Raw genomic sequence first — 25966 nt, 5'->3', positions numbered from 1 at the left:
ATTTGAGACCGGGTGTTCACCGCATGGCTATGTCTCGGAGGTCTCGGCGTACATCTGGGACAGCTCGGGGGTGCCCTGGACGGCCCAGTCGAGGCCCGCGGCGACCACCTGGAGCTCCCGGCCCGAGGGCAGCCGGACGACGGGCGTGCCGCCCGGCAGGACGTGCCACACGGCGCCGGGCACGGTGCGGACGATGACCGTGCCGAGGTAGAGGCCCGCGTCGTTGCCGAGCCAGGGCAGGGTCTCGGGGTCCTCCCGCCAGCGCGGCGTGAGCTGGTCGAGCGCGGCCAACGACGCGGGGCTGTCGTCCAGTTCGAGCCCGGCGCGGGCCGCCTGGGAGCGCAGCAGCTCGCACTCCGAGAACAGCTCGGCCACCCCCTCCGGATCGGCCTCGAAGGCGGCGGCGAGCTTCAGCCCCGGTCCGCCCGCGTGCCGCTTGCGCCACTTGTCCAGGAACGGAATGTTCATGACCGGCCTCTCCGTGGGGCGCCCGAGCGATCGGACGGCGGCTGCGCATTCCAAGGAATGTATCTTGCGGCAGTTGATCACGGAATCAGGCGAATCACTCCGCTTGGCTCATGTGGCGCACGTGTCGTGCCCGCGACGGGTGCCGTACGCGGCGCCGCCGGCGCGGGCGTTCAGCGGCGGGTGAAGGCGAGGATCGTGGCCAGGTTCATCGGACGGCGCGTCGAGAGGTACAGATAGGGCGCGGTGTGGTGCGGCCCCCGCAGCTCCACGCGCAGCGCGGTCGGCACATAGCTGCGCAGCAGCAGGTGCGCGTACGCGTTCGCCTTGCGGGTGCGCCACTCGAAGGCCTCCCCCGCGTCCAGGATCTCGGTGGTGCCGAGCTCGTCGATGGGGATCGCCCGGCCCCCCGCGACGAGCGTGCCCGGCGTCACGACGATGCGCGCCGAGCCGTACCGGTGCACGAGCGGGCCGAAGACGGCGACGACGAGGACGAGGCCGAATCCGGCGGCCACGGGGCCGAGCGGCAGCAGCAGCGCGGCGAACAGCCCCCCGCCCAGCACGACGAGGAACCACCACGCGACCGGGACACTCAGGCGCTCATCGTAAAGATGCATGGGCCCATCCTGGCAAAGGGGTTCGGGGGGCGACGGCAGGGGTGCCCGACTCCGTCCGGACGGTGACGGCGGCTCACCGACGGGGTGACGCGCACGGTCGCCGTCTTGACTGGCACCTGACGGCTCCTTAGCTTCAGGGCGCGCCACCTGTCATACCAGGGAACACCAGGGAACACCGGGGAACACCGAGGCTCGGGGAAGGGGCCGTCGTGCGCCGACGCGTCTGGGGTGCCGCCGTCGTTCTCGCACTCCTGGGAGGTCTGGCCCCCGTGGGCGCCGCCGGGGCCGCGCCGCACGGACCCGGGCCGCTCCCCCTGGAGCGGCTCTTCGACAACAAGGCCGTCAGCGACGACGCGCGGCCCGACGGCGCGGACTTCGACGGCGCGGGCGCCTCACTGTCCGCGTCGGACCTGGCGGCGGCCGGGTGGACTCCCGGGCGCGCACTGGGAGTTGAGGGCGCGCGCCTCAGCTGGCCGGACACGCGCGCGGGCGAGCCGGACAACGTACGGGCCGACGGGCAGTGGGTGCGGCTGCGCGGGCGCGGTGACGCGCTCGCCTTCCTGGTGGCGGGCACCGGCGGCGAGGCGCGTGGCATCGGCACCGTGCGGTACGGCGACGGGTCGCGCACCACGTACCGCCTGACCGCTCCCGACTGGCGCACCGGACCGCTCGCCACCAAGTCCGTCGCCCTGCCGCACGTCAACACGCCGGGCGGGCAACGCGCCGAGAAGGCACGGCTGTACGTCGTCACCGTGCCGCTCGCGCGCGGGCGCGAGGTGGCGTCGGTGCGCCTTCCCGGTGACCCCGGCGCCGCCGACCTGCACGTCTTCGCCCTGTCGGTACGGGCGCGCGCCACGGGGTGGACGGGGACCTGGTCGGCGTCGACGGCCGGGTACGCGCGCGTGGGCCCGTGGACGGACCGGACCGTGCGGCTCGTGGTGCACACCAGCGCGGGCGGGCCGCGGGTGCGGATCCGGCTCGACAACACGTTCGCCTCGGCGCCCGTGCGCGTCGGGAGCGCGAGCGTCGCCGTGCGGGGCGCGGGGGCGGGGGCGCGGGGCGCGCCCGTGGCGCTGACGTTCGGCGGGGCGGGCGGGGCCGAGGTCCCCGCGGGGGCGCAGGTGTTCAGCGACCCCGTGCGGTTCGCGGTGCCCGCGGGCGCGGACCTGCTCGTCAGCTTCTATCTGCCGGGGACGGTGGCGGCGGCGCCGGTGCACAGCCAGGCCCTGCAGACCTCGTACGTGAGTGAGCCGGGCGATCACTCGGCGGACGCGGCCGGGGCCGCGTACACCTCCACGGTGCGGGCGTGGCCGCTGCTCACCGGGGTCGACGTGGCGGACGGGGCGGGGTCGGTGGTGCTGCTGGGCGACTCCATCACGGACGGGGTCGGCTCGACGCCCGACACGAACCGGCGGTGGCCCGACGTACTGGCGCGGCGGCTCCTGGAGGAGCCGGGGGCGCCGCGCCTCGGCGTCCTGAACCAGGGCATCTCCGCCAACCGCGTCGTCGGCGACCGCTACCCCGGGGACGGGGTGTCCACCGACACCGGGGGCGTCAGCGCGCTGCACCGGCTCAACCGGGACGTGCTGGCGCAGACCTCCGCGCGCACCGTCGTCGTCTTCCAGGGCATCAACGACCTGCGGGCCGGGGCGCCCGCTGCGGACGTCGTGGCCGGTCTGCGGGAGATCGCCTCGCGCGCCCGCGCGCGGGGACTGCGGGTCGTCGCGGCGACGCTGGTGCCGTGCGCCGGGGAGGCCCGGTGCACGGCGGCCGTCGACGCGGAGCGGGGCGCGGTGAACGCGGCGCTGCGGCGCGGCGACGCGGGCTTCGACGCCGTGCTCGACTTCGACGCGGTGCTGCGCGACCCGGCGCTGCCCTCGCGCCTGCTGCCGGAGTACGACAGCGGCGACCATCTGCACCCCGGAGACGCGGGCCTGGCCGCCCTGGCCGGGGCGGTGCCGCTCGGGGCGCTCCGGCCCTAGGGCGGCGGCCTAGAGGTCGAGGTCCACGACCACGGGGGCGTGGTCGGACGCGCCCTTGCCCTTGCGCTCCTCGCGGTCCACGTACGCGTCGGACACGGCCTTGGCGAACGGCTCGTTGCCGTACACCAGGTCGATGCGCATGCCCTTGTTCTTGGGGAAGCCCAGCTCGCGGTAGTCCCAGTAGGTGAAGGGGTGGTCGTACTTGAGGGGGCGGGGGACGACGTCCGTGAGGCCGGTCTCGCGGAGGGCGGCGAGGGCCGCGCGCTCGGCGGGCGTGACGTGCGTGAGGCCCTCGAAGCGGGCGACGTCCCAGACGTCGTCGTCCGTCGGCGCGACGTTGTAGTCACCGAGGACGGCGAAGGGGCGCGGGCCCGCGGCGTCGGCGGTGACGGCGGCCTTGAGGGCCTCGAACCACTGGAGCTTGTAGGCGTAGTGCGCGTGGTCGATCTCGCGGCCGTTCGGCACGTAGACCGACCAGGCGCGCAGGGGGCCGCAGGTGGCGGCGATGGACCGGGGCTCCTGCGCGCCGTCGTAGTCCGGTCCGCCGGGCAGGCCGGTGGTGACGTCCTCCAGGCCCACGCGGGAGAGCAGCGCGACCCCGTTCCACCTGCCGGTGGCGTTGACCGCCGACTCGTAGCCGAGCTCGCGCAGGGCTTCGGTGGGGAACTGCTCCGCGGTGCACTTGGTCTCCTGGACGCACAGGACGTCCGTGCCGCTCTTCTCCAGCCAGGCCAGGAGGCGGGGAAGGCGTGCGGTGATCGAGTTCACGTTCCAGGTCGCGATGCGCATGACGGACAACCTACCTGCCGGGTCTGACAGCCGTCGGCCCGGCGGAGGCCACACCCGCGCGGACGTCACACCCGCGCGGACTCCCCCGGCGCGAGCCGCGTGTGCGCGGTGCCGCCGAGCCGGCCGATGTGTCCTTCGTAGATGGGCAGCGCCAGGTCCGTGAGCAGCGCGTCGTGGACGTCGTACGCGCGCTGCGGCTTGACCTCGCGGACGTACTCGATGACCTCGGAGATCTTGTTCCAGGGGGCCATCACCGGGACCAGGAGGGTGTCCACGGGGTGGTCGGGGACGGTGAGGGCGTCGCCGGGGTGGAACACGGAGCCGTCCACGAGGTAGCCGACGTTGGTGACGCGCGGGAGGTCGGGGTGGATCACGGCGTGCAGTTCGCCGTGGACCCGCACGTCGAACCCGGCGGCCGTGAACGCGTCGCCGTGGCCGACCCGGTGCACCCGGCCCGGGAAGGCCGCCGCGATCCGGTCGGCGACGGCCGCCAGGGTCCAGATCCCGGCGGCCGGGTTCGCCTCCATGGCGGCGCGCAGGCGGGCCTCGTCGAAGTGGTCGGGGTGCTCGTGGGTGACGAGGATCGCGTCGGCGCCGACGGCCGCGTCGGCCTCACTGAACCCCCCGGGGTCGATGACGAGGGTCCGGCCCTCCTTTTCGAGCCGCACGCACGCGTGGGACTGCTTCGTGAGCTTGGTGCCGCTGCTGCCGGTGCTGCCGGTGGCCGTCGTCATGGATTCCCCTTCTCCGTTCCGTGGTCCCCATCCTGCTCGCCGCGGGGTCCCGCGCTACTCCTGGGGTGTCGTTTCCTCGCGGATGACCGTCTGCGCGACCCGGAAGGCGCTGTTGGCCGCGGGCACGCCGCAGTACACGGCGGCCTGGAGCAGCACCTCCTTGATGTCGGGCGGGGTCAGGCCGTTGCGCAGCGCGGCCCGGATGTGGAAGGCCAGCTCCTCCAGGTGGCCGCCCGCGACGAGGGCCGTGAGCGTGACGCAGCTGCGGGTGCGGCGGTCGAGGCCGGGTCGGCTCCAGACCTCGCCCCAGGCGTAGCGCGTGACGAGGTCCTGGAAGTCCTCCGAGAACTCGTCGGCGGCGGCCAGGGCCTGGTCGACGTGCGCGTCCCCGAGGACCTCGCGGCGGACCTTCATGCCCGTGGCGTACGCGTCCGGGCGCGCGCCCTGCTCCTGCGGCGGCTCCACGGGCGCGATCTCGGCCGGGGGCGCGGCGGGCGGCGGGGCGAGCACGGGCTTGACGGGCGGCGCGGCGATCGCGTGCTGGCCGGTCGCGCCGACGTCCGGCGCGGCCTGCCAGGCGCTGCCGAAGTGGCGGACGAGCAGGTCGGTGACCGCGGCGGGCTGCTCGACGGGCGCCAGGTGCGACGCCCCGGGCACCACGGCGAGGCGGGCGTCGGGGATGCCGGCGACGAGCGTGCGGGCCTCGCCCTGGCCGGTCACCTGGTCCTCTGAGCCGACGAGGACCAGCGTGGGCACTCCTATGCTGCCGAGCTCGCCGCGGACGTCGAAGGCGGCGAGCGCCTCGCAGGCGGCGATGTAGCAGCCGGGGTCGGTGGTGCGCACCATCTGCACCGCCCAGTCGGTGATGGCGGGCTGGGCGGCGGCGAAGCCGGGCGTGAACCAGCGCTCGGGCGAGGTCCTGGCGACCGGGTCGAGGCCGTTGGTGCGGACGATCACACCGCGCTGGCGCCACTCGTCGGCGGTGCCGAACCGCGGCGAGGTGGCGATGAGCGCGAGCGAGGCGACCCGCTGGGGGTTCCTGAGGGCCAGCTCGGCGCCGATGGCACCGCCGAGCGAGCAGCCCGCGTAGCCGAAGCGCTGCACGCCGACCTCGTCGAGCGTGGCGAGCACGCGGGCGGCGAGCTCACCGACGGATTCCACGGGGTGCGCGGGGGCGCCGCCGTGACCTGGCATGTCGAAGCGCAGCACCCGCCAGTGCTTGCTCAGCTCGGGCACCTGCCGGTCCCACATGTGCCACGTGGTCCCGAGCGACGGTCCGAGGACCAGGACCGGAGCGTCGTCCGGGCCGTCGAAGCGGAACTGGAGGGCAGGGTTCTTCTTCTCACTCACCCGCTCCACGCTAGCCAGTCGCCTTCGGCGGCGAGTGACGGGGGCGGCGCCCGGGCCGGGCCTCCGCGCCGGTGCCCTCCGCGCCGGTGGGAGGCCGCCCTCCCCTCTGCCCGGTGGCTGCGCTTGCGCGTCTGCGGGATTGTTGTGGCTGGTCGCGCCGTTCCCCGCGCTCCTCAGGGAGCTGTTGCCCGGCCCCGTGCGGTGTTTCCGGGGTGCCGGCGTCGGTGAGGATCATGGGATGAATCCGCTACCGGTCTCCGCAGAACCTTCAGGAAATCCTCTCCTTCACATCGACGCCGACGCCGTAGCCCGGCTCGTTCCGATGGCTGTCGCCGTCGATGCCGTCGAGGCCGCGCTCTGCGGGGGCGGCCTCGACCCGGAGGCGGAGCCCGCCCGTGCCGTGGTCGGGGTGCCGGGCGGGCAGTTGCTCCTGATGCCCTCGGCCACGACGGCGTACGCGGGTGTGAAGGTCGCCTCGGTGACGCCGGGCAATCCCGCGCGCGGGCTGCCTCGCGTCCAGGGCCTGTATCTGCTGCTCGACGGGGCGACCCACACCCCGCTGGCCCTGCTCGACGGCATCGCGCTGACGTCGCTGCGCACGCCCGCCGTGTCCGGGGCGGCGCTGCGGCGCCTGGCCGTGCCCGGGGCCGAGCGGCTGCTGGTGTTCGGGACGGGGCCGCAGGCGTGGGGGCACGTGGAGGCGGTGCGGGCGGTGCGGCCCGGGCTCGCGCACGTGGACGTGGTGGGCCGGGACCGGGAGCGGCTCGCGGCGTTCGTGGAGCGCTGCCGGGGCGCGGGGCTCACCGCGGCGGCCGCGACGCCCGCGGACGTCGCGCACGCCGACGTGGTGTGCTGCTGCACGACGGCGCGCGAGCCGCTGTTCGACAGCGCGCTGCTCGCGCCGCACGCGGCCGTCGCCGCGGTCGGCTCGCACGAGGCGGCCGCGCGCGAGGTGGACGAGCGGCTGGTGGGCCGGGCCACGGTCGTCGCCGAGGCCCGGTCCGTGGCGCTGCGCGAGTGCGGCGACATCGTGCAGGCCGTCGCCGCTCACGCCTTCGATCCCCAACAGCTTTACACCCTTGGTGAGCTGGTGCGGGGTGAGGTGCCGGTCGCGGCGGACCGGCCGCGCCTGTTCAAGTCGGCGGGGATGGCGTGGCAGGACCTGGCGGTGGCCGTGGCGGCGTACGAACGGCGCGGCGCGGGCCCGGTGGGCTGACGGCGGCTCACACCACCGTCACCGGGTGCCGTACCACCGCGTCGAAAAGGTAGCCCTGGGTGTTGTGCGGCGTCGTGGTCGGCTGGGTGCGGCCGGTCGCGTCGGTGGCGCGGGCGAGCAGCGTGGCCGGGCCCGTGGCGCGCGGGCGCCAGGTCGTGCTCCAGCGCACCCAGGAGCCGCGGCGCGGCTCGTCGCGCAGCCGGGCCGGGTGCCAGGTGGCGCCGCCGTCGGTGCTGACGTCGACGCGGGCGACGGCGGCCGCGCCGGACCAGGCGCGCCCGGTGAGGCAGTGCCGGGCGTGCGCGGCCAGGGGGGCGTTCCAGGGCAGTTCGAAGGCGGACTTGAGGGTCTGGCGGGTGAGCGGCGCGGAGCCCCCCGCGGGGTGGCCGGGGCCGAAGAGGCGGTAGAAGTCGGTGTTCCAGGGCGAGTAGAGCGGGGTCGCCGAGACCTCGATGTCGCCGACCCACTTGATGGACGCGATGCCGATCCAGGAGGGCACGAGGACGCGCACCGGGTGGCCGTGGTCGGCGGGCAGCGGCTCGCCGTTCATCTCGTACGCGAGGAGCACGTCGTCCAGGGCCTTGGCGAGGGGCAGCGGGCGGCGCACCGGGCCGAGGTTCGTGCCGTCCGCCGTCACGTAGTCGCCGTCGAGGCCGCGGGGCATGACGTCCACGGCGCCGCGGGCGAGGCCCGCCCGGCGCAGCACGTCGGCGAGGCGCACGCCGCGCCAGCGCGCCTGGCCGATGGCGCCGAGCGTCCAGGCCGTGCCGGAGGCCTGTTGGCCCTGCTGGGTGGCGAACAGGCTGCGGCCGTTGCCCGCGCACTCCACGAACGCGGTGCGCGTCGTCGACGGCAGCCCTTTGAGGTCGGCGAGCGTGAACTCCTTTGGCCCGCTGGTGAGTCCGTCGCCCCAGACGGTGAGTTTCCAGTCGTGGGCGGCGAGTTGGGGCGTCGTGGTGTGGTTGCGGACGAAGAAGTGGGACGCGGGCGTGAGGTGGCCGGTCGCCGCGAGGGCCTCGAACTTCGTCTCGGCGTTGGTGCCGCGCACTGTGAACAGGTCGTCGGGCAGCGCCTTGACGATGCCCGGCGCGGTGGCGGCGTACGCGCGCGGGGCGTTCCAGGCGGTCGGCAGGGAAGCCGCGAGGCCCGCGGCGGCCGCGAGTCGCAGCAGGTCGCGGCGGGCCACGCCGTCGGCGCGGGCCTCGCCCGCGAGCCACTGGCGCAGCCTGCGCCGGTCGTGGTCGGCTTCGGTCGGGGAGGGGTGGGGCAGCGTCATGGGGGCGGCCTTCCGCGCGGCGTGACAGGGCGGCGTGACAGGAGTGATGCGGCGGGGCGCGTACGCCGGACGGAAGTCACACGGCGTACGGGAGTCGCTCGGCGGGGGTGCGCTCGACGATCAACAACAGCCGCGCGAAGGCAGCGCACGGGCCCGGTGGGCACCGGTGGCGGAGCTGCCGCGGCCGAGGATCATGGGGACATGCTACGAGGCCGCGGCGGAACCCGCCACGGCCTCTTTCTCCCTGCCCCGTAGGACCTCCCCGCCCCCGTAGGACCTCCCTGCCCCCGTAGGGCCCTGATCGGTTAGGGCGTCGTCGCGGAGACCACGTAGACCATCGGGTGCTTCGGGTTGGCGCGGCTCACCACGATGTCCTGGGTGGGCGCCGGGTTGTCCTGGTCGTGGGTCACGCCCCACCAGGGGCCGGGGCCCGTGAACTCCCAGCCGACGACGTTCTGGTCGCGCTTGCTGATGGTGATGTCGTCCTTCTTGAGCTTGCTCGCGCTGGTGCCGGTCTCCTTGAGGAACTTCTCCAGGCCCTCGTTGCTGGTGAGGAACTGGACGTACAGCCGGCTGGTGCGCCAGTTGTTCGTCTCGTAGTAGGCGACCTCCGCGGAGTACGGCGGCACCGGCACGTCGTACAGGCGGCGCTGGACCTTGGAGGGCCAGCCCGCGGTGAGGCCGGTCGCGGAGTACTTCTTCTCCTTGTCGCGGCCGCTGTCGCGGGACTGGTTCGCGGAGATCAGGAGGTAGCCCGCGGGGACGCCGATGAGCAGCACGATGATCGTCGCGGTGAGCCAGCGGCGGCGGATCATGTGGCGGCGGCCCTCGGGGCGGGCCTCCCCGTCCGCGGGGCCGGGAGGGCCGGGCAGGTCCGGGGGCGAGGGCTGGCGGGGGACGGTCATCTACTGGGTTCCCTGGGCGGTGCGGTCGTTGGCGCGGCGGGCCTCCGCGTAGCGCTCGTACCGCTCGTAGCGCTCGACGCGGCGGCGGTTGGCGCGGCGGAAGCGGCGGGCCACCAGGCGGGCGAGGTCGGCGGCGCCGACCATGCCGGCCTCGGGGCCGAGCTGGGCGCGGGCGATGCGGGCCTCGGGGCGGTAGCCGCGCCCGGTGAGGTGGCGGCGGAAGGCGTCGCGGGCGGGGCCGATGAGCAGGTCGTCGGCCGCGCTGACGCCGCCGCCGATGACGAAGCAGGACGGGTCGAGGGCCGCCGCGAGGTTCGCGATGCCGACGCCGAGCCACTGGCCGATGTCCTGGAGCAGTTCGACGCACATGGCGTCGCCCTCGCGGGCCAGCTCGGTGATGAGCGGCCCGGTGATGTCGGGGACGTTGCCCTTGACCCGCTCGATGATGCCGTACGCGACCGGGGAGTCGGCGGCGGCCAGCTCGCGGGCCTCGCGGACGAGCGCGTTGCCGGAGCTGTACTGCTCCCAGCAGCCGCGGTTGCCGCACGGGCAGCGGTGGCCGCCGGGCACGACCTGCATATGGCCGAACTCGCCGGCGACCCCGAACTTGCCGCGCTTGACCTGGCCGTCCTCCAGGATCGCGCCGCCGATGCCGGTGCCCAGGGTGATCATGACGAGGTGGTCCTCGCCGCGGCCCGCGCCGAAGCGCCACTCGGCCCACGCGGCGGTGTTCGCGTCGTTGTCCACCATGACGGGCACCGCGAGGCGCCCGGAGATGCGGTCCCGGAGGGGTTCGTTGCGCCACGACAGGTGCGGGGCGAACAGGACGCGGTTGCGGTCCGCGTCGACCCAGCCCGCGGCGCCGATGCCGACGGCGTGCACGTCGTGCCGGTCGGACAGGTCGAGGACCAGCTCGACGATGGTGTCCTCGACGACCTTGGGGCTCTTGGACTTGTCCGGCGTCTCGGTGCGCAGGGTCTCCAGGATGTTGCCGTCGGCGTCCACGACGCCCGCCATCACCTTCGTGCCGCCGATGTCGATGCCGACGGTGGGGACACGGGGGGCCGTCAGGTGCGAACGGCGCTCACGCGTGCCCACGGTCCGCAGAACGGTGGCTCGTGCGGAGCCGCGGTGCGTGAGGTCGCGGTAGGTGCTCATCGCGCCGATTCTGCCTCACGCTCGCGGGGGCGCGCACAACGGGGACCCGGGGCGCGGCCGCCCCGGGCTTCCCCGCCCGGGCCCTGGGTGAGCCCCCTGGGGGGCACGGGGAACTGCGCGCTCAGCGCGCGAAAAGCCGCAGACGCGTCTGCTCGGTACTCGGCAGCTGCGTCTGCGGCTTCGTGGTGGCTGGTCGCGCAGTTCCCCGCGCCCCTTACGGGGCGCTCCCTCGCTCCAGCTCATGGCGCAGGTCATCCAGCTCGGAGCCGCCCGCCATCTGGCGGGTCAGTTCCTCGAGGGTGACGTCGGCTCGCGTGTAGGAGCCGGACATCCGGCCGCGCTTGAGGAGGACGAAGCGGTTGCCGACGAGGTAGGCGTGGTGCGGGTTGTGGGTGATCAAGACCACGCCGAGGCCCGCATCGCGCGCGGCGGCGACGTACTTCAGCACGACGCCGGACTGCTTCACGCCGAGCGCCGCCGTCGGCTCGTCCAGGACGAGGACCTTCGCGCCGAAGTAGACGGCGCGGGCGATCGCCACGCACTGGCGCTCGCCGCCGGAGAGGGTGCCGATGGGCTGGTCGACGTCACGCAGGTCGATGCCCATGCGAAGCAGCTCGGCGTGCGTGGTCCTGCGCATGAGGTCGACGTCCATGCGCTTGAACGGGCCGGTGCCCTTGGTGGGCTCGGAGCCGAGGAAGAAGTTCCGCCACACCGGCATGAGCGGGACGACCGCCAGGTCCTGGTAGACGGTGGCGATGCCGCGGTCCAGGGCCTCGCGGGGGCTGGCGAGCCGGGTCTCCTCGCCCTCGATGCGGAAGGTGCCCGCGTCGTGCCGGTGCAGACCCGCGATGATCTTGATCAGCGTCGACTTGCCGGCGCCGTTGTCGCCGAGCACGCAGGAGATCTCCCCCGCGTGCACCTCCAGGGAGACCCCTTCGAGGGCGCGGATGTTGCCGTAGTACTTGCTGACGTCGTCGAGCTCGACGAGCGGCGTACGGTCCGCGGGGGCCGTGGCGTCCTTGGACGCGGCCTCGGTCGTCATTTCGTCGCCTCCGCACGCTTGCGGACCCAGGCGTTCAGCAGGGTCGCGAGGAGCAGCATCGCTCCGAGGAAGAACTTGAACCAGTCCGGGTTCCACTCGGCGTACACGATGCCCTTGCTGGTCATGCCGAAGATCAGCGCGCCGACCGCGGCGCCGACCGCCGAGCCGTAGCCGCCGGTGATCAGACAGCCGCCGATGACGGCCGCGATGATGTAGATCAGCTCGTTGCCGACGCCCTCGCCCGACTGGACGACGTCGTAGTTGAACAGCAGGTGCTGGCCGGAGACCCAGGCGCCGAAGGCGACGCCCATGTAGAGGCCGATCTTCGTCCTGCCGACGGGGACGCCGACCGCGCGGGCGGCCTGCTCGCCGCCGCCGACCGCGAAGATCCAGTTGCCCGCGCGGGTGCGCAGCAGGATCCAGGTGGCGACCGCGACCATCGCCAGCCACCAGACGATCGTGATCTTGAAGTCGACGCCGCCGATGGTGATCGTCGAGGCGAAGACGTCCTTGGCGGAGGAGAAGCCCTCCATGTCGGAGATCGACTTGGTGGAGACGGTGTCGCTGATCAGCTTGGTGAAGCCCAGGTTCGCGCCGGTCAGCATCAGGAACGTGCCGAGCGTGATGATGAAGCTCGGCGGATCGGTGCGGATCAGCATGACGCCGTTGAACACGCCGATGGCGAGGGTCGCGAGCAGCGAGACGCCGACGCCGACCCAGACGTTCGCGGTCATCTGGTAGCTGAACATCGACGAGATCAGCGCGGACGTCGTGACCATGACGCCCGCCGACAGGTCGAACTCGCCGCCGATCATGAGCAGCGCCACCGGGACCGCCATGATGCCGATCGTGGAGGACGCGTACAGGACCGTGGCGATGCTGTTGGCCTGCAGGAAGCTGTCCGCGATGATCGCGAAGAACAGGAAGACGGCCACGGCGCCGACGACCGAGCCCAGCTCGGGGCGGCCGAGGAGCTTCTTGAGGGGGGAGGTCGTCAGGAGGCGCTCGTCCGCCGCCTTCGCGGGCTTGTGCGGTGCTGGTGCGGTCGCGCTCATCGGGTCCCCCGCTTCGCGTAGTCCTCGAGCTCGCCCGCCTGGTCCTTGGTGACGATCTGCGGCCCGGTGAGGACCGGCTTGCCGCCGCCGAGGACGTCGGCGTTGTACTTGTAGAGCCACAGCAGGTCCACGGCCTCGTAGCCCTGGAGGTAGGGCTGCTGGTCGACGGCGAAGCCGAGCGTGCCGGACTTCAGGCCGCCCGCGACCTTCTCGTTCAGGTCGAAGGTGTCGATCTCGGCCTTGCTGCCCGCGCCCTCCTTCGCCTTCACCGCGGTGTCGGCGAACGGGGCGCCGAGCGTGACGACCGCGTCGATGTCCTTGTCGGCCTGGAGCTTGGCCTCGATACCGGACTGCACGTCGGGCATGTTGGTGCCCTCCACGTACAGGTTCTTCATCTCGCCCTTGAAGGTCTTCTTGGCGCCCTCGCAGCGCTGCTCGTGGCCGACGTTGCCCTGCTCGTGCAGGACGCACAGGGCCTTCTTCTTGCCCCGCTTGTTCAGCTCGTCGCCGACGGCCTCGCCCGCGATGGTCTCGTCCTGGCCGATGTGGGTCAGGGCGCCGAACTCCTTGGACTCCTCCGAGCCCGAGTTCACGGTCACCACCGGGATGCCGGCCTTGCGGGCGCGGGCCACGGCGGCCTTCATCGCGTCCGGCTTGGCGAGCGTGACGATGATGCCGTCGACCTTCTTGTCGATGGCCGCGTCCACGAGCTGGGCCTGCTGCTGCGCCTCGTCGTGGTGCGAGTACAGGAACTTGATGTTGTCCTTGACGGCGGCCTGCTTGGCACCGCTCTGGACGATGTCCCAGAAGGTGTCGCCGTCGCCCGAGTGGGTGATCATCGCGAAGGTCCAGCGCGGCGTGTCCACCGCGGCCCTGCCCGACGCCTGCGCCGCCTTGCGCGCGTCCTCGGCGCGCTTGCCGCCGGTGCTGCTGCATCCCACGAGGGACGCCCCGAGCACCGCAACCAGCACGGCACCCACCGCACGTACTCCCGTCCGAACCCTTGCCACGTCGCCGTGCCCTTCTTGCTGTGCCGTGCTTGCAGTGCCTGTCGAGATCGCCGTGTTCGCAGTGTGCAAAGTGTGCCGCGTCCTGCCGTGCTTCTCGTGCCGCTGGGCCCGGTGACCGGACCCAGCCGCCCAAGTATCGGTCACGCCGCCGCCCCGCATGGTCATCGGGTACCGCGGGCGGTGAACTTCGCCAGCTTCGGGACGTCCTTCTCGGTGACCACGGCGGGCCCGGTCAGGACCGGTTTGCCGCCGCCGAGGACGTTCGCGTTGGTTTTGTAGAGCCACAGTTCGTCGATCGCGAGGTAGCCCTGGAGGTAGGGCTGCTGGTCGACGGCGAAGCCGACCTCGCCCGCCTTGAGCCTGCGGACGACCTCGGCGTTCAGGTCGAAGGTGTCGATCTCGGCCTTGCTGTCCGCGTCCTCCTTGGCCTTAACGGAGACGGCCGCGACCGGCGCGCCGAGCGTGACCACCGCGTCGATGCCCTTGGTGGCCTGGAGCTTCGCGCTGATCGAGGACTGGGCGCCGGGCTGGTTGGTGCCGTCGACGTTCAGGTTCTCGACCGCTCCCCGGAAGGTCTTCTTCACGCCCGCGCAGCGCTGCTCCAGGGAGACGTTGCCCTGCTCGTGGATCACACACAGGGCCTTCTTCCTGCCGCGCTCGTTCAGCTCGTCGCCGACGGCCTCGCCCGCCACGGCCTCGTCCTGCCCGATGTGGCTCAGCGCGCCGAACCGCGTGGAGAACTCGCCGCCGGAGTTGATCGTGACCACGGGGATGCCCGCCTGTTTCGCCTTGCCGAGCACGGCTCGCATGGCCTGGGGCTTGGCGAGGGTCACGACGATCCCGTCGACCTTCTTGTCGATGGCGGTCTGGACGAGCTCGGCCTGGCCCTTGCCCTCCTTGTCGCTGGAGTACAGGAACTCCACGTTGTCCTTCTTCGCGGCCGCCTTGGCGCCGTTCTGCACGATGTCCCAGAACGTGTCGCCCTCGCCGGAGTGCGTGACCATCGCGATCTTCAGGCGCGGGGTGCCCGCGGCCTGCCCGCCAAAGCCACCGCCCTCGCCGTCCGCGCCGTCGTCGCCGCTCTTGCCGCCGGAGCTGCTGCAGCCTGCCGCGAGCGCGACGACCGCTGTGACGGCTGCTGCCGTGCGGGCTGTACGCATGGTGGTGCCACCCTTCTCCCGGCTTGCTCCCGGCCGCTCCTGTGCGGCTGGAGGGAGTTGTAGCCGGGGGCGCGGCCCACCGTCAATGACTTTGTCAGAACATTCTTACTTCTGTGGCGCCCGGCCAGGTCAGGGGCGCACGAGCAGCTGGAACTCGAAGGAGTACCGCGAGGCGCGGTAGATGTGCGAGCCGTACTCGACCGCGCGGCCCGTGTCGTCGAAGGTCGTGCGCCGCATGGTGAGCACCGGCGCGCCCGCCTCCTCGGCGAGCAGCTCGGCCTCCTCGGTCCCGGCGGCACGGGCGCCCACGGACTGCCGGGCGCTGTGCAGCGTGATGCCCGCGGCCCGCATCAGGCGGTACAGGCCGGTGGCCTCCAGGCGTTCGGTGTCGAGGGGGAGCAGCCCGGCCGGGATGTGGTTGCGCAGCCGGGCCATGGGCTCGCCGTGCGCGAGCCGCAGCCGCTCGACCAGGTGGACGTCGCTGCCCTCGGCCACGCCGAGGGCGGCCGCGGTCTCGGCGGACGCGGGCTCGACGACGTTGCGCAGGACCCGGGTCTCGGGGCGCTGGCCCGCGGCCTCCAGGTCGTCGTACAGGCTGCTGAGCTCGAGGGGGCGCTTGACCTGGCTGTGCACGACCTGGGTGCCGACGCCCCGGCGGCGCACGAGCAGGCCCTTGTCGACGAGCGACTGGATGGCCTGGCGGACGGTGGGCCGGGAGAGGCCGAGCCGCCCGGCGAGCTCGATCTCGTTGCCGAGCAGGCTTCCGGGCGTCAGGGCGCCGCGCTCGATCGCCGCCTCCAGCTGCTGGGACAGCTGGAAGTACAGCGGGACCGGGCTGCTGCGGTCGACGCCGAGGTGCAGGGCCACGGTGGGGTCCACGGCCGGTTTCGCGGCTTTGGCTGCTCCTTGTTCGGTCACGGAGCGAGCGTAGTCCGGGGAGATGATGACGGGAAGTTCGGAAGTTCTGTTGTCAGGACAAACCATTGACAGGAGCGCGGGTCCGTCGCGAGGGTGGGGCCCATGCGCATCGGACTGATCGGAACGGGACGTATCGGCACCTTCCACGCGGCGGCCCTCGCCCGCCGTCCGGAGGTGGAATCGCTCGTCGTCGCGGACGTGGACGCCGCGCGGGCGGCGGACCTCGCGGCGCGGCTCGGGGCGACGGCGGCCCCCTCGGTGGACGCGCTGTTCCCGGGCGGGGCCTCGGGGTCCGGCGTGGACGCGCTGGTGATCACGGCGGCGACGTCCGCGCACGCCCAGCTGATCGCCCGGGGCGCGCGGGCCGGGCTCCCGGTGTTCTGCGAGAAGCCCATCGCGCTCGATCTGCCGGGCACGCTCGCCGCGCTCACCGAGGTCGAGTCCGCCGGAACGATCCTTCAGCTGGGGTTCCAGCGCCGCTTCGACGCCGGGTACGCGGCGGCCCGCGCGGCCGTGCGCTCGGGCAGGCTCGGGCGGCTGCACACCGTACGGGCGACGACCTCGGACCCGGCGCCGCCGCCCGCCGCGTATCTGCCGCTGTCCGGCGGCCTGTACCGGGACTGCCTCGTGCACGACTTCGACATCCTGCGCTGGGTGACGGGGCGCGAGGTCACCGAGGTGTACGCGACGGGGTCCGACGCCGGTCCCGCGATGTTCCGCGAGGCGGGCGACGTCGACACGGCGGCCGTCCTCCTCACCCTCGACGACGGCACCCTGGCCACGGCGACGGCGACGCGCTGCAACGGCGCGGGCTACGACGTCCGCATGGAGCTGGCCGGGGAGGCCGACCAGATCGCGGTCGGCCTGCACGCCCGCACCCCGCTCACCTCCGCCGAGCCGGACGGCCCCGGCGCGCCCGACAAGCCGTGGCCGGGCTTCCTCGAGCGCTTCGCCCCGGCGTACGAGGCGGAGCTCGCCGCGTTCGTCGACGTCGTACGCGGCGAGCTCGCCAACCCCTGCGACGGCCGGGAGGCGCTGCACGCGCTGCGCATCGCCGAGGCGTGCGAGCTGTCGCGGGCCGAGCGCCGGGTGGTGCGGCTCGCGGAGATCGCCGGGGCCTGAGCCCCGGTACGCCCCGGCCCGGCCTCCCCCCTCGGGCCGGGGCCCTGCGCGTCGCGCGCTCGCCCGGGGCTCAGCCCGCCGCGCGGACCGTGCCCTGGGCGAGCGCGCAGAGCGTCTCGGCGCCCTCGCCGTCGACGGTCAGCAGGTCGCACCGCACCACGGCCTGACGGCGGCCCGCGTGGGCGACCGTGGCGCGGGCGATCAGCCGGGTGCCGGTGGCCGGGCGCACGTACTGGATGGAGAAGCCGGACGTCAGGACCGCGGGGCCGAGGGCCGTGCCCGCGGCGAACGTGATGGCGTTGTCCGCCGCGTACGACAGGACGCCGCCGTGCACGAAGCCGTTCTGCTGGAGCAGCTCGGTGCGCAGGGGGATCTCCAGGGTGGCCGCGCCGTCGCCGAACGCGGTGAGCTCGGCCCGGACGAGGCGGCTGAACGGCTGCGCGTCGAGGGTCTGCTGAGCGAGGGTCAGGTCCAGAGCCTGGGCGTGTTCCATGGCGTCGGTCATGGAAGGACTTCTACCACTCGGTAACTACTGCTGCACATGCCCGCCCCGTCGCTACCAGCGGACGTCGAGGCGCCGCAGGCCGCGCATCAGCATGCCTGGGCGCCAGTCCGCCGCGGGGCCGTCCAGGGCGAGGTCCGGGCAGCGCTCCAGGAGCGAGGCGATGGCGATCCGGCCCTCGACGCGGGCCAGCGGGGCGCCCAGGCAGAAGTGGATGCCGTGCCCGAAGGCCACGTGGCCCTGCGGGGCGCGGCGCAGGTCGAAGTCGTCCGGCGCTCCGTACTTGCCCGGGTCGCGGTTGGCCGCGGTGAGGCCGACCACGACGACGGCGCCCGCCGGGATCAGCACGCCGCCGATCTCGGTGGGCTCGGTGGTGAAGCGGTACGTGGAGTTCTCCACCGGGCCCTCGTGGCGCAGCCCTTCCTCGATCGCGCCGTCCAGGAGGCTCACGTCGGCGCGCAGCGCGGCCAGGTGGGCGGGGCGGGTGAGCAGGGCGTGGACGGTGTTGGTGATGAGGTGGACCGTCGTCTCGTGTCCCGCGATGAGCAGGAGGTACGCCATGCCGCGCAGCTCCTCGTGGGAGAGCCGGTCGCCGTCCTCCGCGCGGGTGCGGATCAGGGCGCTGAGCAGGTCGTCGCCGGGGAGGGCGCGCTTGGCCTCGATCAAGTCGTCCAAGTAGGCGGCGAGTTCGACGAAGACCTCGGTCTCCCACTCCTCCGTCGTCGGTGACGTGGCCTCGTTCGACAGCTGGCGGAATCGCTCGCGGTCCAGGTCGGGCACGCCGAGGAGCTCGCAGATGACCGTCATGGGCAGCGGGAAGGCGAGCGCTTCGACCAGGTCGGCGCGGCTGCCCTTGGCGAGCATCCCGTCGAGGAGGCCGTCCGTGATCCGCTGGATCCGCGGGCGCAGCGCCTGGACGCGGCGGGTGGTGAACTCCCGGGCGATCAGGCCGCGCAGGCGGGTGTGGTGCGGCGGGTCCACCGTCAGGAGGTGCGGGCCGATCAGCTCCTCGTCCGGTAACACCCCTTCGTGTCCCGCGGTGGACTTGGTCAGGCGGGGGTCGGCCAGGGCGGCGCGGGCCTCTTCGTGGCCCACCACCAAGTAGTGGTCGACGTCGTGGTCCGGGGCCGGGAAGCGGACGCGGTGGACGGGGGCGCGGGTCCTCAGCTCGGCGTAGGCCCGGTGGGGGTTGGTGGTGAAGTCCTCGTACGCGGCGAGGTCGATGGCTTCGTCTGCCATGGGGCGTCCCCTCGTGCGGGTTACCTGGTGCTCACCGAACGAACGGGGCCGCTGGGGTAGTTCCCTCGCGGGGCGCCCCCGGCCCGCCCCTTCCCGAACTGGGGCTCCGCCCCAGACCCCGCTCCTCAAACGCCGGAGGGGCTGGCACCGTCGCCGATCGCGGCAGGTCAGGCCCCGTCCAGGAGATCCGCGTCGTGGACCAAGAGGGCGATCTGCACGCGGTTGTTGAGGTCCAGCTTCGTCAGGATGCGCGAGACGTGGGCCTTCACCGTGGCCACGCTCAGGAAGAGCTCCGCGGCGATGTCCGCGTTGGAGGCGCCCCGGCCCACCGCCACGGCGACCTCCCGCTCCCGGTCGCCGAGCGCGCCGAGGCGCGCGAGGGCCCGCTGGCGGCGGTCGAGCTGCGGCCCGCCCCCGGTCACCTGGGAGATCAGCTGCTGCGTCACCGAGGGCGAGAGGACCGGCTCCCCGGCGGCCACGGCCCGTACCGCCGCGACGATCTCGGCGGGCGCGGTGTCCTTGAGGACGAACCCGGCGGCCCCGGCGCGCAGCGCCCGCAGCACCTGCTCGTCGGCGTGGAACGTGGTGAGGACGATGACCTCGGGGGCGTCGGGGCGCTTGCGCAGGGCCTCCGTGGCGGCGAGGCCGTCCATCGTGGGCATCCGGATGTCCATGAGGACGACGTCCGGCCGCACCTCGCCGATCAGCGCGGCGACTTCGCTGCCGTCCCCCGCCTCGCCCACGATCTCGATGTCGTCGGCGCCGCCGAGCATGAAGGAGAGTCCGGCGCGGACCAGCGGATCGTCGTCGACGAGCAGGAGCCTGATCGGTTTCATGGGCCCTACCGTAACGAGCCCCGCGCCGGGCGAAGGACGGGGGCGGGGCGGGGGCGCGGTCACCCGGGCAGCCTGATCCGCAGCGGGCCGCAGCCCGCGCGGTCGGCCTCCGCCGCCACGTAACGGGGCATGAGCGCGCGGATGTCGGCGGCGCGCTCCCCGTCGTCGGCCCGGATCAGGAAGGTGACGTCGCCGGTCTGGCACTCGGCCTGGTAGAGGGCCATGTCGTCGCGGAGGAAGCCGTGTCCCCGGGCGTGCCTGCGGGTGTCGCCGACGGCCGTGATGCGCTGCTGTCCGCCGTCGTAGGAGAGGTCCTTGTAGAGCACGGCGACGCGGGAGTCCGTGACCGTCATCAGGCGCAGCGAGGGATGGCCGAAGAGGACGTCGCGGTCGCAGGTGCGCACGGGGGCGTCGCCCGCGGTGACCAGGGGGCGGCGGTAGTGGTCGGCGTCCTTGCCGTCGTGCGTGCGCAGGCCCTTGATGCCGCAGATCGCGTCGCGCTTCTCGTCGGCGAACCGCGCGGGGGCGCCGAGACTGCCGGTCGGGTCGGCGAGGGTGCGGGTGCAGCCCTGGTCCGTCATGTAGTCGTTGACGAGCTTGACCACGGCGCGGGCGAGCCGGGCGCGCTCGTCGGTGTCGACCTCGTCGTCGTACACCGTCCAGCCGGTCTCCATGTCGACGACGAGCGGGCCGTCGTCCTCGCGCTGGCGGCCGACGCAGCCTTCGGGGATCGCGAGCCACGCGCGCGTGTCGGACACCATGCCGAGCAGGCCGCCGCCGAGGGGGGTCATGCGCGCGGACAGGTACTCGTCGGCCCACTTGTCGCCCGCGCCGCCGAAGCGGACGTCGAGCTGGTGCAGCCGGGCGGTGACGCGGGCGCCGCGCGGGGACTTCAGCCGGCACAGCCCGGAGGGCCCTTCCGAGCCGATCCTGCTGGTGGTGACGGGCACTTCGGAGGACTCGATGTCGCGCTTGCCCTGGAAGAGGTCGGCCACGTCGTCCTCGTCGAGCGCGCCCCAGCAGGCCCGTTCGTCGGCGAACGGGCCCGCCTGCGCCTGCCAGGCCACGCCCGCGCCGCCGAGCAGCACCCCGGCGAGGGCGGCGGCGAGCGCGGGCCGGAGGCGGCCTCGGGTGAGTTGGCGCCAGTGCCACCAGGGGCGGCGCGGTACCGCTGTGGCGACCGCGGCCGCCACGTCTCCCCCGATGTCGGAGGTGTCCCCGGTGGCCGTCGTGCTGTGGTCGCTCATCGGTTCTCCCCCGCGGCGGTGGCCGACGCCTTCGGCGCGAGGGGCGCGCACCCCAGGCGGCGCGTCACCGCGTCGGTGAACGTGGTGAAGTGGCCCTTGGTCTCGCGCGCCGCCGAGCCGAGCATCAGGAACGTCGTGGGGCGGCCCGCGCAGCGGGCGCGCACCACCTGGTGGCCGTCGGCGAAGACGCCGGTGCCGCGCCAGCCGGGCGCGGGCGGCCCGTCGCCGGTCACGCCGTCGAGCAGCGCGCCGAGCCGGGGCTCGCGGATCATCAGGGCGTCGAAGATCCGGGTGTCCTCGCGCTCCCCGAGCCGCAGGGAGCGGCCGATCCGTACGGAGCAGGACTGCCGGTCCCGGGTGACCGCGCCGGTCTGGGCCACGACCCGCAGCGCGGCCTCCTTGGTGAGGCCGGATCCGACGTCGAGCCCGTGGATGCGGCAGGCGGCGCCCGCCGGGCTCGAGTCGTCCTTCTCCGGGAGCCTGAGCAGCGGTGAGGTGACGCGCAGCGGCTTCGCGGGGGCGCAGCCCGCGGCCCGCATGCCCCGGTCGGCGGCGGCGAGGAGGAGTTCGACGGCCGCGTCGGCACCGCCGAGGTCGGTGCCGCCGACGACGTCGCCCGGCTCCTTCTCCTCGGCCCGCAGGGTGACGGCGGTCGGCCGCCCGTCGCGGGTGTCGCAGCTCCTGGGCAGGACCAGCAGGCCGTGGCTGCCGTCGACGGCGCCGGGGAGCCCTTCGGGCAGCGGCATCGCGCGGCCGCCGACGAAGGTAGTGAACCAGGCGAGACGGGCGGCGGCCCGCTCGGGCGCCGGTCCGTACGTGACCGTCACCCGGGTGTCCTGGACGCCCTTGTCGCCGTCGCTGAAGGTGTGCTCGGAGCGCACGGCGAGCACGCACCGCCCCTGCGGCCTGCCCTCGGTGGGCGCGGTCTCCTCCGCCGTGCGGCTGTGGGCGTCGTCGCCGTCGAAGGCCTCGTCGCCGAGGATGCCCGGACCGCTGTCCTCCTCCCAGGCCCCCCAGCAGTAGCGGTCGCGGCCGTCGAAGGGCCAGGTGTCCGTGGTCCAGGTGCCGAGGCCCGCGGCGAGCAGCACGGCCACGGTGCCGACGGCGAGCGCGCCGCGCCGGGCCCCGAGGCGTTGCCGTACGCGTATGAACCGTTTGCCCTCTTGTGGGCGGCCGGTGTCGTCCGGCGCGCTCTCCCCCGTCACAGCCTTCACCTCTCCGGTCGCGAGCCCTTGCTCACGGGCCTTTGCTTCTGTGCAGCGGCCGATCGTAGCCGGGCGGCGATCACATCCCCTCAGCAGGCCCTGGGGAGCGGGGAGTTGAGGATCAAACCACGGCAATCCGGGCGGCTTGCCCGGGAGTCCGGGGACTCACCCCCACGGCAGCCATGCCTCGACGACGAAGCCGCCGTCGCGCCCGGCGCCGTGGGCGAGCCGCCCGCCCGCGAGGGACGCCCGTTCGGTGAGCCCGATGAGCCCCTGCCCGGAGCCGGGCACGGGCGGCACGTCGCCGGGGGGCGCCGGATTGCGGACGGTGACGGTCAGGCCCTCGTCGGGCGCCCCCGCGACCGTGACGGTGACCTCGGCGCCCGGGGCGTGCTTGCGGGCGTTGGTCAGGGCCTCCTGGGCGATGCGGTACGCGGTGCGGCCGATCGCTGCGGGCACCGCCTTGGGGTCGGCCACGCGCTGGTCGAGCACCACCTTCATGCCCGCGTCGCGGGACTCGGCGACGAGCGTGTCCAGGGCCGCGAGGGTGGGCTGGGGCCGCCCGGACGAGGCCTCCGCCTCGCCGCCGCGCAGCACGCCGATGACCTGGCGCAGGTCCTGGAGCGCCTCGTGCGCGCTCTCCCGGATGACTCCGGCGGCGCGGGCGATCTCGGCCTGGGGGGCGTCGGGCCGGAACTCCAGGGCGCCCGCGTGCACGCTGAGCAGCGTCAGGCGGTGCGCGAGCACGTCGTGCATCTCGCGCGCGATGGCCTCGCGGGCGAGCCGCTGGGCCTGCTCGGCCCGGAGCGCGGCCTCGTTCTCGGCGCGCCTGGCCCGGTCGCGCAGGGCGATCAGGAGCTGGCGCCGGGAGCGCACGAGCATGCCCCAGGCGAAGACGATGACGATGAGCATCGAGGTCAGCAGGACCGACACCAGGTACGGCGTGTCGCCGTCGGGCCGCAGCCAGTAGAACAGCGGGAGCATGCCCACCGCGAGGCCGCCGATCAGCGCGCTGTACTTGAACGGGCGGTGCACGGCGAGCGTGAAGTAGGCCACGAGCGCGGTGCCGCCCGCGGAGTCGGACACGACACTGACGAGCAGCATCGCCACGGCGAGGCCGACGGGCCAGCGCCTGCGCAGCCACACGGCGGCGCAGGCCGCGGCGCCGATCAGCTGGTCGAGCACGACCATGTTCTCGGACAGCGCCTGGTTCTTGGCGGCGCCGTCCGCGCCGATGAGACCGATGACCACGGCGACCAGGAAGAAGCAGAAGTCGACGACCCAGTCGCGCAGGGTGCGCCGGACGCGCCTGCCGCCGCCGTCCGTCCGGTCCGGGTCCAGTTCGGTGGCGACGGCCGAGGGCAGGAACCACGTGCTGCGCACCACGGGCTCGGTTCCTCCTGGGCGGTCCGCTTCGGTCTGGCGGTCCACGCCGGCCGGCCGTCCCCCGTCGACGGCCGGTCGTGTGGTTGCACTGTCGTTCACAAGCGACAAATCTACGCACTGAGCGGGCGGGACCCTCCCACCAGCGGTGATCGTCGACGAAAGTCACGGCGTACGCGACTTTGGACGCATCCGGGCGCGGGCCGATGCGGCCGTACGACAGAGGGGGCCTCGTCCCGCGGCCGATGTGCGTGGGGGGTCCGCGGGACGAGGATCTTGTGCCATGAAACAGCTTCTTGAGGGGATCGGTTTGGTCCTGCTGGTCCAGGGGGTCGCCGGTCTCGTGCACGAGTTCACCGGCTGGCTGGGCGGTTGGGGCGTGGTCCAGCACCTGGGCTTCGCCGACGGCTACGAGCTCTATCTGAGCATCGCGCTCGTCGTGCTCGCGTTCGCGCTGTTCGCCGCGGCGGAGAGCGGCAGCAAGGCGCGGTGAGCCCCCTGGGGGCGGATCAGCGGCCGCGGCTCAGCAGCTGCGGTCGACCAGGTCGAACGACCGGTAGTGGTCGGCGGTGTAGTAGTCCTCCTGGTTCCGCTCGCCGGTGACGATGCGCCGGGCGCCGCGGTTCGAGGAGCCCGCGGTCTTGACGGTGTACTCGTGGTAGTAGCCGGTGCTCTGCTTCGGCAGGACGCCCTCCCTGTTCTGGAAGACGGTGCCGTCCTGCGGGTACGGGAACGGTCCGTTCTTCGCTATCAGCTTGAGCGTGTCGTGCGCCTGCGGGGGCAGGTCCGAGTAACAGATGTCGCCGACCGCGGCGACGGAGTACCCGGCGGGGCCGACGACGGCGGGCGCCGCCTGCGGGGCGGCGTTCGCGACGCCGGTGACGGTGCCGCCGACGAGGAACGCGGCGGCGAGGGCGGACACACTGACGAGACGGGTGATCCGTGGGGGGATTCGCATGGGGCCAGTGTGACGCGCGTAGAGGTTGATGTGTCAATGACAATGGGGTGTAAGTCCGAGGAATTTTCCTGGAGTTAACCGGGCCCGGCCGCCCGTTCCGGGCGGCCTTGCCCGCACGGCGAACTAGTAGCTCCCGTACTCCGGACGGCCTGCGCGGTCGTACGAGTTGATCACGACGCCCGTGGACGTCGTACGGGAGCCGGTGTGCCGGAACGCCGTCGGCAGACCGCCGTCGGCGAACAGGCGCTTGCCGGTGCCGAGGGCCACCGGGAACGTCAGCAGGTGCAGCGTGTCGATCAGTTCGTGGGCCAGCAGGCTCTGCGCGAGACCCGCGCTGCCGTGCAGCTGGAGCTCGCGGCCAGGCCGCTCCTTGAGCGCGGTGACGTCCTTCACCAGGTCGTCACGGCCGATGATCTCCGTGCCCGTCCAGTCGGCGCGGGTCAGCGTGCGGCTCGCCACGTACTTGGGCAGCGCGTTGAGCCGGGAGGCGATCGGGTCGGCGGGGTCGGTCATCTTCGGCCAGTACCCCGCGAAGATCTCGTACGTGCGCCTGCCCAGGAGGAAGGCGTCCACCCGGCCGAACACCTCGTCCACGAAGCGGCCGAAGTCCTCGTCGCCGTACGGCACGGACCAGCCGCCGTGCTCGAAGCCGTCGCTGGTGTCCTCGTCGGGCCCGCCCGGGGCCTGGATGACGCCGTCGAGGGTCTGGAACTGCGTGAGCGTGATCTTCATGGCGACCGCCTTCTGTGTCGTGCCTCTGCCTCGTGCCGCGTGGCTTCCGGCTGCCGGGCGCGTCCGCGCCCCGTCACCTGTTCCGACCCTCGCACCGCCCGGAACTCATCGCTCTCCGGCAGGGTTCCGCCGCCCGCGCCTCGGCGTCCGATTCCCGCCAGCCCCGGGGTGCGGCCGCGACTTTGATGGAGCACGCAAGCACGGGGCCGCCACCGGCGGCCGCCGCGGAACGAATGCGAAAGCGCGGTACTGACATGTCTTCACTCACCGGTCTCACCGGCAAGACGGCCCTGGTCACCGGCGGCAGCCGGGGCATCGGCGCGGCGATCGCGCTGCGGCTCGCCCAGGAGGGCGCCGACGTGGCGATCACCTACGTACAGGGCGAGGACGCGGCCCGCGAGGTCGTCGCCAAGATCGAGGCGACCGGGCGGCGCGGCTTCGCGATCCGGGCCGACGGGGCCGACGCCGGGGACGCCGCGGGCGCCGTCGAGCGGGCCGCGGACGACCTGGGCGGCCTCGACATCCTGGTCAACAACGCGGGCGCAGGCGTCATCGGCCCGCTGGAGTCCCTCAGCCTCGCCGACGTCGACCGCGTCCTCGCCGTGAACGTCCGCGCGGCGTTCCTGGCCTCCCAGGCGGCGGCCGCGCGGCTGCCGCGCGGCGGGCGCATCGTGTCCATCGGCAGCTGCATGGCGCAGCGGGTGCCGGGTCCCGGCGGGACGCTGTACGCCACCAGCAAGGCGGCGCTCATCGGCCTCACCAAGGCGCTCGCGCGGGAGCTGGGCGAGCGGGGCATCACGGCGAACCTCGTGCACCCCGGCCCCATCGACACCGACATGAACCCGGCCGACGGGCCGTACGCGGCGGCCCAGGCTGCCGACACCGCGGTGGGGCGCTTCGGCAGCGCCGCGGAGGTGGCGTCGATGGTGGCGTACCTCGTCGGGGACGAGGCGGCGTACGTCACGGGCACGGAGCTCTCGGTGGACGGCGGCCACGCGGCGTAGCCCCCGTTTTTCGGCGCTTCGCGCCTCGTCCTCAAACGCCGGACGGGCTGGATGGTGCCGC

At 73.6% G+C, this 25966-nt stretch carries 26 protein-coding genes; 5 read left to right on the top strand and 21 right to left on the bottom strand.

All coding sequences use genetic code 11. The annotated features are described in order from the left end of the window. Positions 1-27 precede the first annotated feature (27 nt). Entirely contained in the window at positions 28-468 is a 441-nt protein-coding gene (locus IG74_RS0100430) for a DUF6278 family protein (protein ID WP_030667571.1), read from the bottom strand. Positions 469-638: 170 nt separating this feature from the next. Further along, entirely contained in the window at positions 639-1082 is a 444-nt protein-coding gene (locus IG74_RS0100425; RefSeq protein WP_030667567.1) for a DUF3093 domain-containing protein, read from the bottom strand. Positions 1083-1291: 209 nt separating this feature from the next. Here IG74_RS0100425 and IG74_RS0100420 point away from each other — a divergent pair, with 209 nt between their 5' ends. Next, complete coding sequence (locus tag IG74_RS0100420; protein ID WP_030667564.1) at positions 1292-3064, top strand: SGNH/GDSL hydrolase family protein; 1773 nt, start codon at positions 1292-1294, stop codon at positions 3062-3064. 9 nt (positions 3065-3073) lie between these two features. On the opposite strand, the gene IG74_RS0100415 is transcribed toward IG74_RS0100420, so the two are convergent. The 3 genes from IG74_RS0100415 to pcaC all read right to left on the bottom strand — a co-directional run bounded on the left by IG74_RS0100415 (position 3074) and on the right by pcaC (position 5937). Further along, entirely contained in the window at positions 3074-3853 is a 780-nt protein-coding gene (locus IG74_RS0100415; protein WP_030667562.1) for an exodeoxyribonuclease III, read from the bottom strand. Between the two features lie 65 nt (positions 3854-3918). Continuing rightward, complete coding sequence (locus IG74_RS0100410) at positions 3919-4587, bottom strand: MBL fold metallo-hydrolase (protein WP_051854410.1); 669 nt, start codon at positions 4585-4587, stop codon at positions 3919-3921. A 54-nt stretch (positions 4588-4641) separates the two neighbouring features. Beyond that, positions 4642-5937, bottom strand: coding sequence for a 4-carboxymuconolactone decarboxylase (pcaC, locus tag IG74_RS0100405; protein ID WP_030667554.1), 1296 nt, complete (start codon positions 5935-5937; stop codon positions 4642-4644). Positions 5938-6175: 238 nt separating this feature from the next. Here pcaC and IG74_RS0100400 point away from each other — a divergent pair, with 238 nt between their 5' ends. After that, complete coding sequence (locus IG74_RS0100400) at positions 6176-7153, top strand: ornithine cyclodeaminase family protein (protein WP_030667551.1); 978 nt, start codon at positions 6176-6178, stop codon at positions 7151-7153. 7 nt (positions 7154-7160) lie between these two features. Here the strand turns inward: IG74_RS0100400 and IG74_RS0100395 are convergent, their stop codons facing one another. From IG74_RS0100395 to IG74_RS0100360, 8 genes are all read right to left on the bottom strand, one after another. Next, a complete protein-coding gene (locus IG74_RS0100395; protein WP_030667548.1) occupies positions 7161-8429 on the bottom strand; it encodes a sulfite oxidase in 1269 nt (422 codons plus the stop codon). A gap of 305 nt (positions 8430-8734) precedes the next feature. Further along, entirely contained in the window at positions 8735-9334 is a 600-nt protein-coding gene (locus IG74_RS0100390; protein ID WP_030667545.1) for a hypothetical protein, read from the bottom strand. Beyond that, on the bottom strand, positions 9335-10492 hold the full coding sequence (locus tag IG74_RS0100385) for an ROK family glucokinase (protein WP_030667542.1): 1158 nt from the start codon (positions 10490-10492) through the stop codon (positions 9335-9337). It abuts the gene before it with no gap. A 214-nt stretch (positions 10493-10706) separates the two neighbouring features. Then, positions 10707-11534 carry an ATP-binding cassette domain-containing protein gene (locus tag IG74_RS0100380; RefSeq protein WP_030667538.1) on the bottom strand — a complete coding sequence of 276 codons (828 nt, stop codon included), beginning with the start codon at positions 11532-11534 and terminating at the stop codon, positions 10707-10709. Beyond that, positions 11531-12589: an ABC transporter permease gene (locus tag IG74_RS0100375; RefSeq protein WP_030667535.1), complete on the bottom strand. Its 1059-nt coding sequence runs from the start codon at positions 12587-12589 to the stop codon at positions 11531-11533. Before IG74_RS0100375 ends, IG74_RS0100380 begins: the two co-directional genes overlap by 4 nt. After that, the gene (locus tag IG74_RS0100370) at positions 12586-13569 is read right to left on the bottom strand and encodes a sugar ABC transporter substrate-binding protein (protein ID WP_107058834.1); all 984 of its coding nucleotides are present in this window, start codon (positions 13567-13569) and stop codon (positions 12586-12588) included. Before IG74_RS0100370 ends, IG74_RS0100375 begins: the two co-directional genes overlap by 4 nt. Before the next feature lie 191 nt (positions 13570-13760). Further along, positions 13761-14759, bottom strand: coding sequence for a sugar ABC transporter substrate-binding protein (locus IG74_RS0100365; RefSeq protein WP_030667530.1), 999 nt, complete (start codon positions 14757-14759; stop codon positions 13761-13763). 129 nt (positions 14760-14888) lie between these two features. After that, positions 14889-15638 carry a GntR family transcriptional regulator gene (locus IG74_RS0100360; RefSeq protein WP_030667527.1) on the bottom strand — a complete coding sequence of 250 codons (750 nt, stop codon included), beginning with the start codon at positions 15636-15638 and terminating at the stop codon, positions 14889-14891. 141 nt (positions 15639-15779) lie between these two features. On the opposite strand from IG74_RS0100360, the gene IG74_RS0100355 reads away from it, so the two are divergent. Beyond that, positions 15780-16799 (top strand): Gfo/Idh/MocA family oxidoreductase, encoded by a 1020-nt coding sequence (locus tag IG74_RS0100355; RefSeq protein WP_030667524.1) that lies wholly within the window; start codon positions 15780-15782, stop codon positions 16797-16799. Positions 16800-16869: 70 nt separating this feature from the next. On the opposite strand, the gene IG74_RS0100350 is transcribed toward IG74_RS0100355, so the two are convergent. The 6 genes from IG74_RS0100350 to IG74_RS0100325 form a co-directional block, all read right to left on the bottom strand. Continuing rightward, complete coding sequence (locus tag IG74_RS0100350) at positions 16870-17304, bottom strand: PaaI family thioesterase (RefSeq protein WP_420709844.1); 435 nt, start codon at positions 17302-17304, stop codon at positions 16870-16872. A 51-nt stretch (positions 17305-17355) separates the two neighbouring features. Next, complete coding sequence (locus IG74_RS0100345) at positions 17356-18540, bottom strand: cytochrome P450 family protein (protein ID WP_030667517.1); 1185 nt, start codon at positions 18538-18540, stop codon at positions 17356-17358. A gap of 167 nt (positions 18541-18707) precedes the next feature. After that, positions 18708-19376, bottom strand: coding sequence for a response regulator (locus tag IG74_RS0100340; RefSeq protein WP_030667515.1), 669 nt, complete (start codon positions 19374-19376; stop codon positions 18708-18710). Positions 19377-19435: 59 nt separating this feature from the next. Continuing rightward, complete coding sequence (locus IG74_RS0100335; RefSeq protein ID WP_030667513.1) at positions 19436-20623, bottom strand: hypothetical protein; 1188 nt, start codon at positions 20621-20623, stop codon at positions 19436-19438. Continuing rightward, complete coding sequence (locus tag IG74_RS0100330; protein ID WP_078868469.1) at positions 20620-21828, bottom strand: hypothetical protein; 1209 nt, start codon at positions 21826-21828, stop codon at positions 20620-20622. Before IG74_RS0100330 ends, IG74_RS0100335 begins: the two co-directional genes overlap by 4 nt. 165 nt (positions 21829-21993) lie before the next feature. Then, positions 21994-23214 carry a sensor histidine kinase gene (locus tag IG74_RS0100325; RefSeq protein WP_030667511.1) on the bottom strand — a complete coding sequence of 407 codons (1221 nt, stop codon included), beginning with the start codon at positions 23212-23214 and terminating at the stop codon, positions 21994-21996. A 280-nt stretch (positions 23215-23494) separates the two neighbouring features. On the opposite strand from IG74_RS0100325, the gene IG74_RS0100320 reads away from it, so the two are divergent. Further along, complete coding sequence (locus IG74_RS0100320; RefSeq protein WP_030667510.1) at positions 23495-23704, top strand: hypothetical protein; 210 nt, start codon at positions 23495-23497, stop codon at positions 23702-23704. Between the two features lie 30 nt (positions 23705-23734). On the opposite strand, the gene IG74_RS0100315 is transcribed toward IG74_RS0100320, so the two are convergent. Both IG74_RS0100315 and IG74_RS0100310 read right to left on the bottom strand, forming a co-directional pair. Beyond that, the gene (locus tag IG74_RS0100315) at positions 23735-24169 is read right to left on the bottom strand and encodes a ribonuclease domain-containing protein (RefSeq protein WP_030667509.1); all 435 of its coding nucleotides are present in this window, start codon (positions 24167-24169) and stop codon (positions 23735-23737) included. A gap of 123 nt (positions 24170-24292) precedes the next feature. Continuing rightward, positions 24293-24901, bottom strand: a complete 609-nt coding sequence (locus tag IG74_RS0100310) for a dihydrofolate reductase family protein (RefSeq protein ID WP_030667507.1) — start codon at positions 24899-24901, stop codon at positions 24293-24295. 254 nt (positions 24902-25155) lie between these two features. On the opposite strand from IG74_RS0100310, the gene IG74_RS0100305 reads away from it, so the two are divergent. Next, complete coding sequence (locus IG74_RS0100305) at positions 25156-25905, top strand: SDR family NAD(P)-dependent oxidoreductase (RefSeq protein ID WP_030667505.1); 750 nt, start codon at positions 25156-25158, stop codon at positions 25903-25905. Positions 25906-25966: the final 61 nt, after the last annotated feature.

The sequence above is a fragment of the Streptomyces sp. NRRL B-1347 genome (assembly GCF_000720325.1).
Lineage (GTDB): Bacteria > Actinomycetota > Actinomycetes > Streptomycetales > Streptomycetaceae > Streptomyces.
This window is presented reverse-complemented; position numbering and strand designations above follow the sequence as displayed.

Excerpts from the sequence above, each read along its gene's own strand:
- IG74_RS0100345 (WP_030667517.1), bottom strand. The coding sequence starts at position 18,540 with ATGGCAGACGAAGCCATCGACCTCGCCGCGTACGAGGACTTCACCACC.
- IG74_RS0100315 (WP_030667509.1), bottom strand. The coding sequence starts at position 24,169 with ATGCGAATCCCCCCACGGATCACCCGTCTCGTCAGTGTGTCCGCCCTC.
- IG74_RS0100415 (WP_030667562.1), bottom strand. The coding sequence starts at position 3,853 with ATGCGCATCGCGACCTGGAACGTGAACTCGATCACCGCACGCCTTCCC.
- IG74_RS0100335 (WP_030667513.1), bottom strand. The coding sequence starts at position 20,623 with ATGAGCGACCACAGCACGACGGCCACCGGGGACACCTCCGACATCGGG.
- IG74_RS0100350 (WP_420709844.1), bottom strand. The coding sequence starts at position 17,304 with ATGACCGACGCCATGGAACACGCCCAGGCTCTGGACCTGACCCTCGCT.
- IG74_RS0100375 (WP_030667535.1), bottom strand. The coding sequence starts at position 12,589 with ATGAGCGCGACCGCACCAGCACCGCACAAGCCCGCGAAGGCGGCGGAC.
- IG74_RS0100305 (WP_030667505.1), top strand. The coding sequence starts at position 25,156 with ATGTCTTCACTCACCGGTCTCACCGGCAAGACGGCCCTGGTCACCGGC.
- IG74_RS0100425 (WP_030667567.1), bottom strand. The coding sequence starts at position 1,082 with ATGCATCTTTACGATGAGCGCCTGAGTGTCCCGGTCGCGTGGTGGTTC.
- IG74_RS0100320 (WP_030667510.1), top strand. The coding sequence starts at position 23,495 with ATGAAACAGCTTCTTGAGGGGATCGGTTTGGTCCTGCTGGTCCAGGGG.
- IG74_RS0100310 (WP_030667507.1), bottom strand. The coding sequence starts at position 24,901 with ATGAAGATCACGCTCACGCAGTTCCAGACCCTCGACGGCGTCATCCAG.
- IG74_RS0100400 (WP_030667551.1), top strand. The coding sequence starts at position 6,176 with ATGAATCCGCTACCGGTCTCCGCAGAACCTTCAGGAAATCCTCTCCTT.
- IG74_RS0100355 (WP_030667524.1), top strand. The coding sequence starts at position 15,780 with ATGCGCATCGGACTGATCGGAACGGGACGTATCGGCACCTTCCACGCG.
- IG74_RS0100390 (WP_030667545.1), bottom strand. The coding sequence starts at position 9,334 with ATGACCGTCCCCCGCCAGCCCTCGCCCCCGGACCTGCCCGGCCCTCCC.
- IG74_RS0100340 (WP_030667515.1), bottom strand. The coding sequence starts at position 19,376 with ATGAAACCGATCAGGCTCCTGCTCGTCGACGACGATCCGCTGGTCCGC.
- IG74_RS0100385 (WP_030667542.1), bottom strand. The coding sequence starts at position 10,492 with ATGAGCACCTACCGCGACCTCACGCACCGCGGCTCCGCACGAGCCACC.
- IG74_RS0100380 (WP_030667538.1), bottom strand. The coding sequence starts at position 11,534 with ATGACGACCGAGGCCGCGTCCAAGGACGCCACGGCCCCCGCGGACCGT.
- IG74_RS0100395 (WP_030667548.1), bottom strand. The coding sequence starts at position 8,429 with ATGACGCTGCCCCACCCCTCCCCGACCGAAGCCGACCACGACCGGCGC.
- IG74_RS0100365 (WP_030667530.1), bottom strand. The coding sequence starts at position 14,759 with ATGCGTACAGCCCGCACGGCAGCAGCCGTCACAGCGGTCGTCGCGCTC.
- IG74_RS0100430 (WP_030667571.1), bottom strand. The coding sequence starts at position 468 with ATGAACATTCCGTTCCTGGACAAGTGGCGCAAGCGGCACGCGGGCGGA.
- IG74_RS0100410 (WP_051854410.1), bottom strand. The coding sequence starts at position 4,587 with ATGACGACGGCCACCGGCAGCACCGGCAGCAGCGGCACCAAGCTCACG.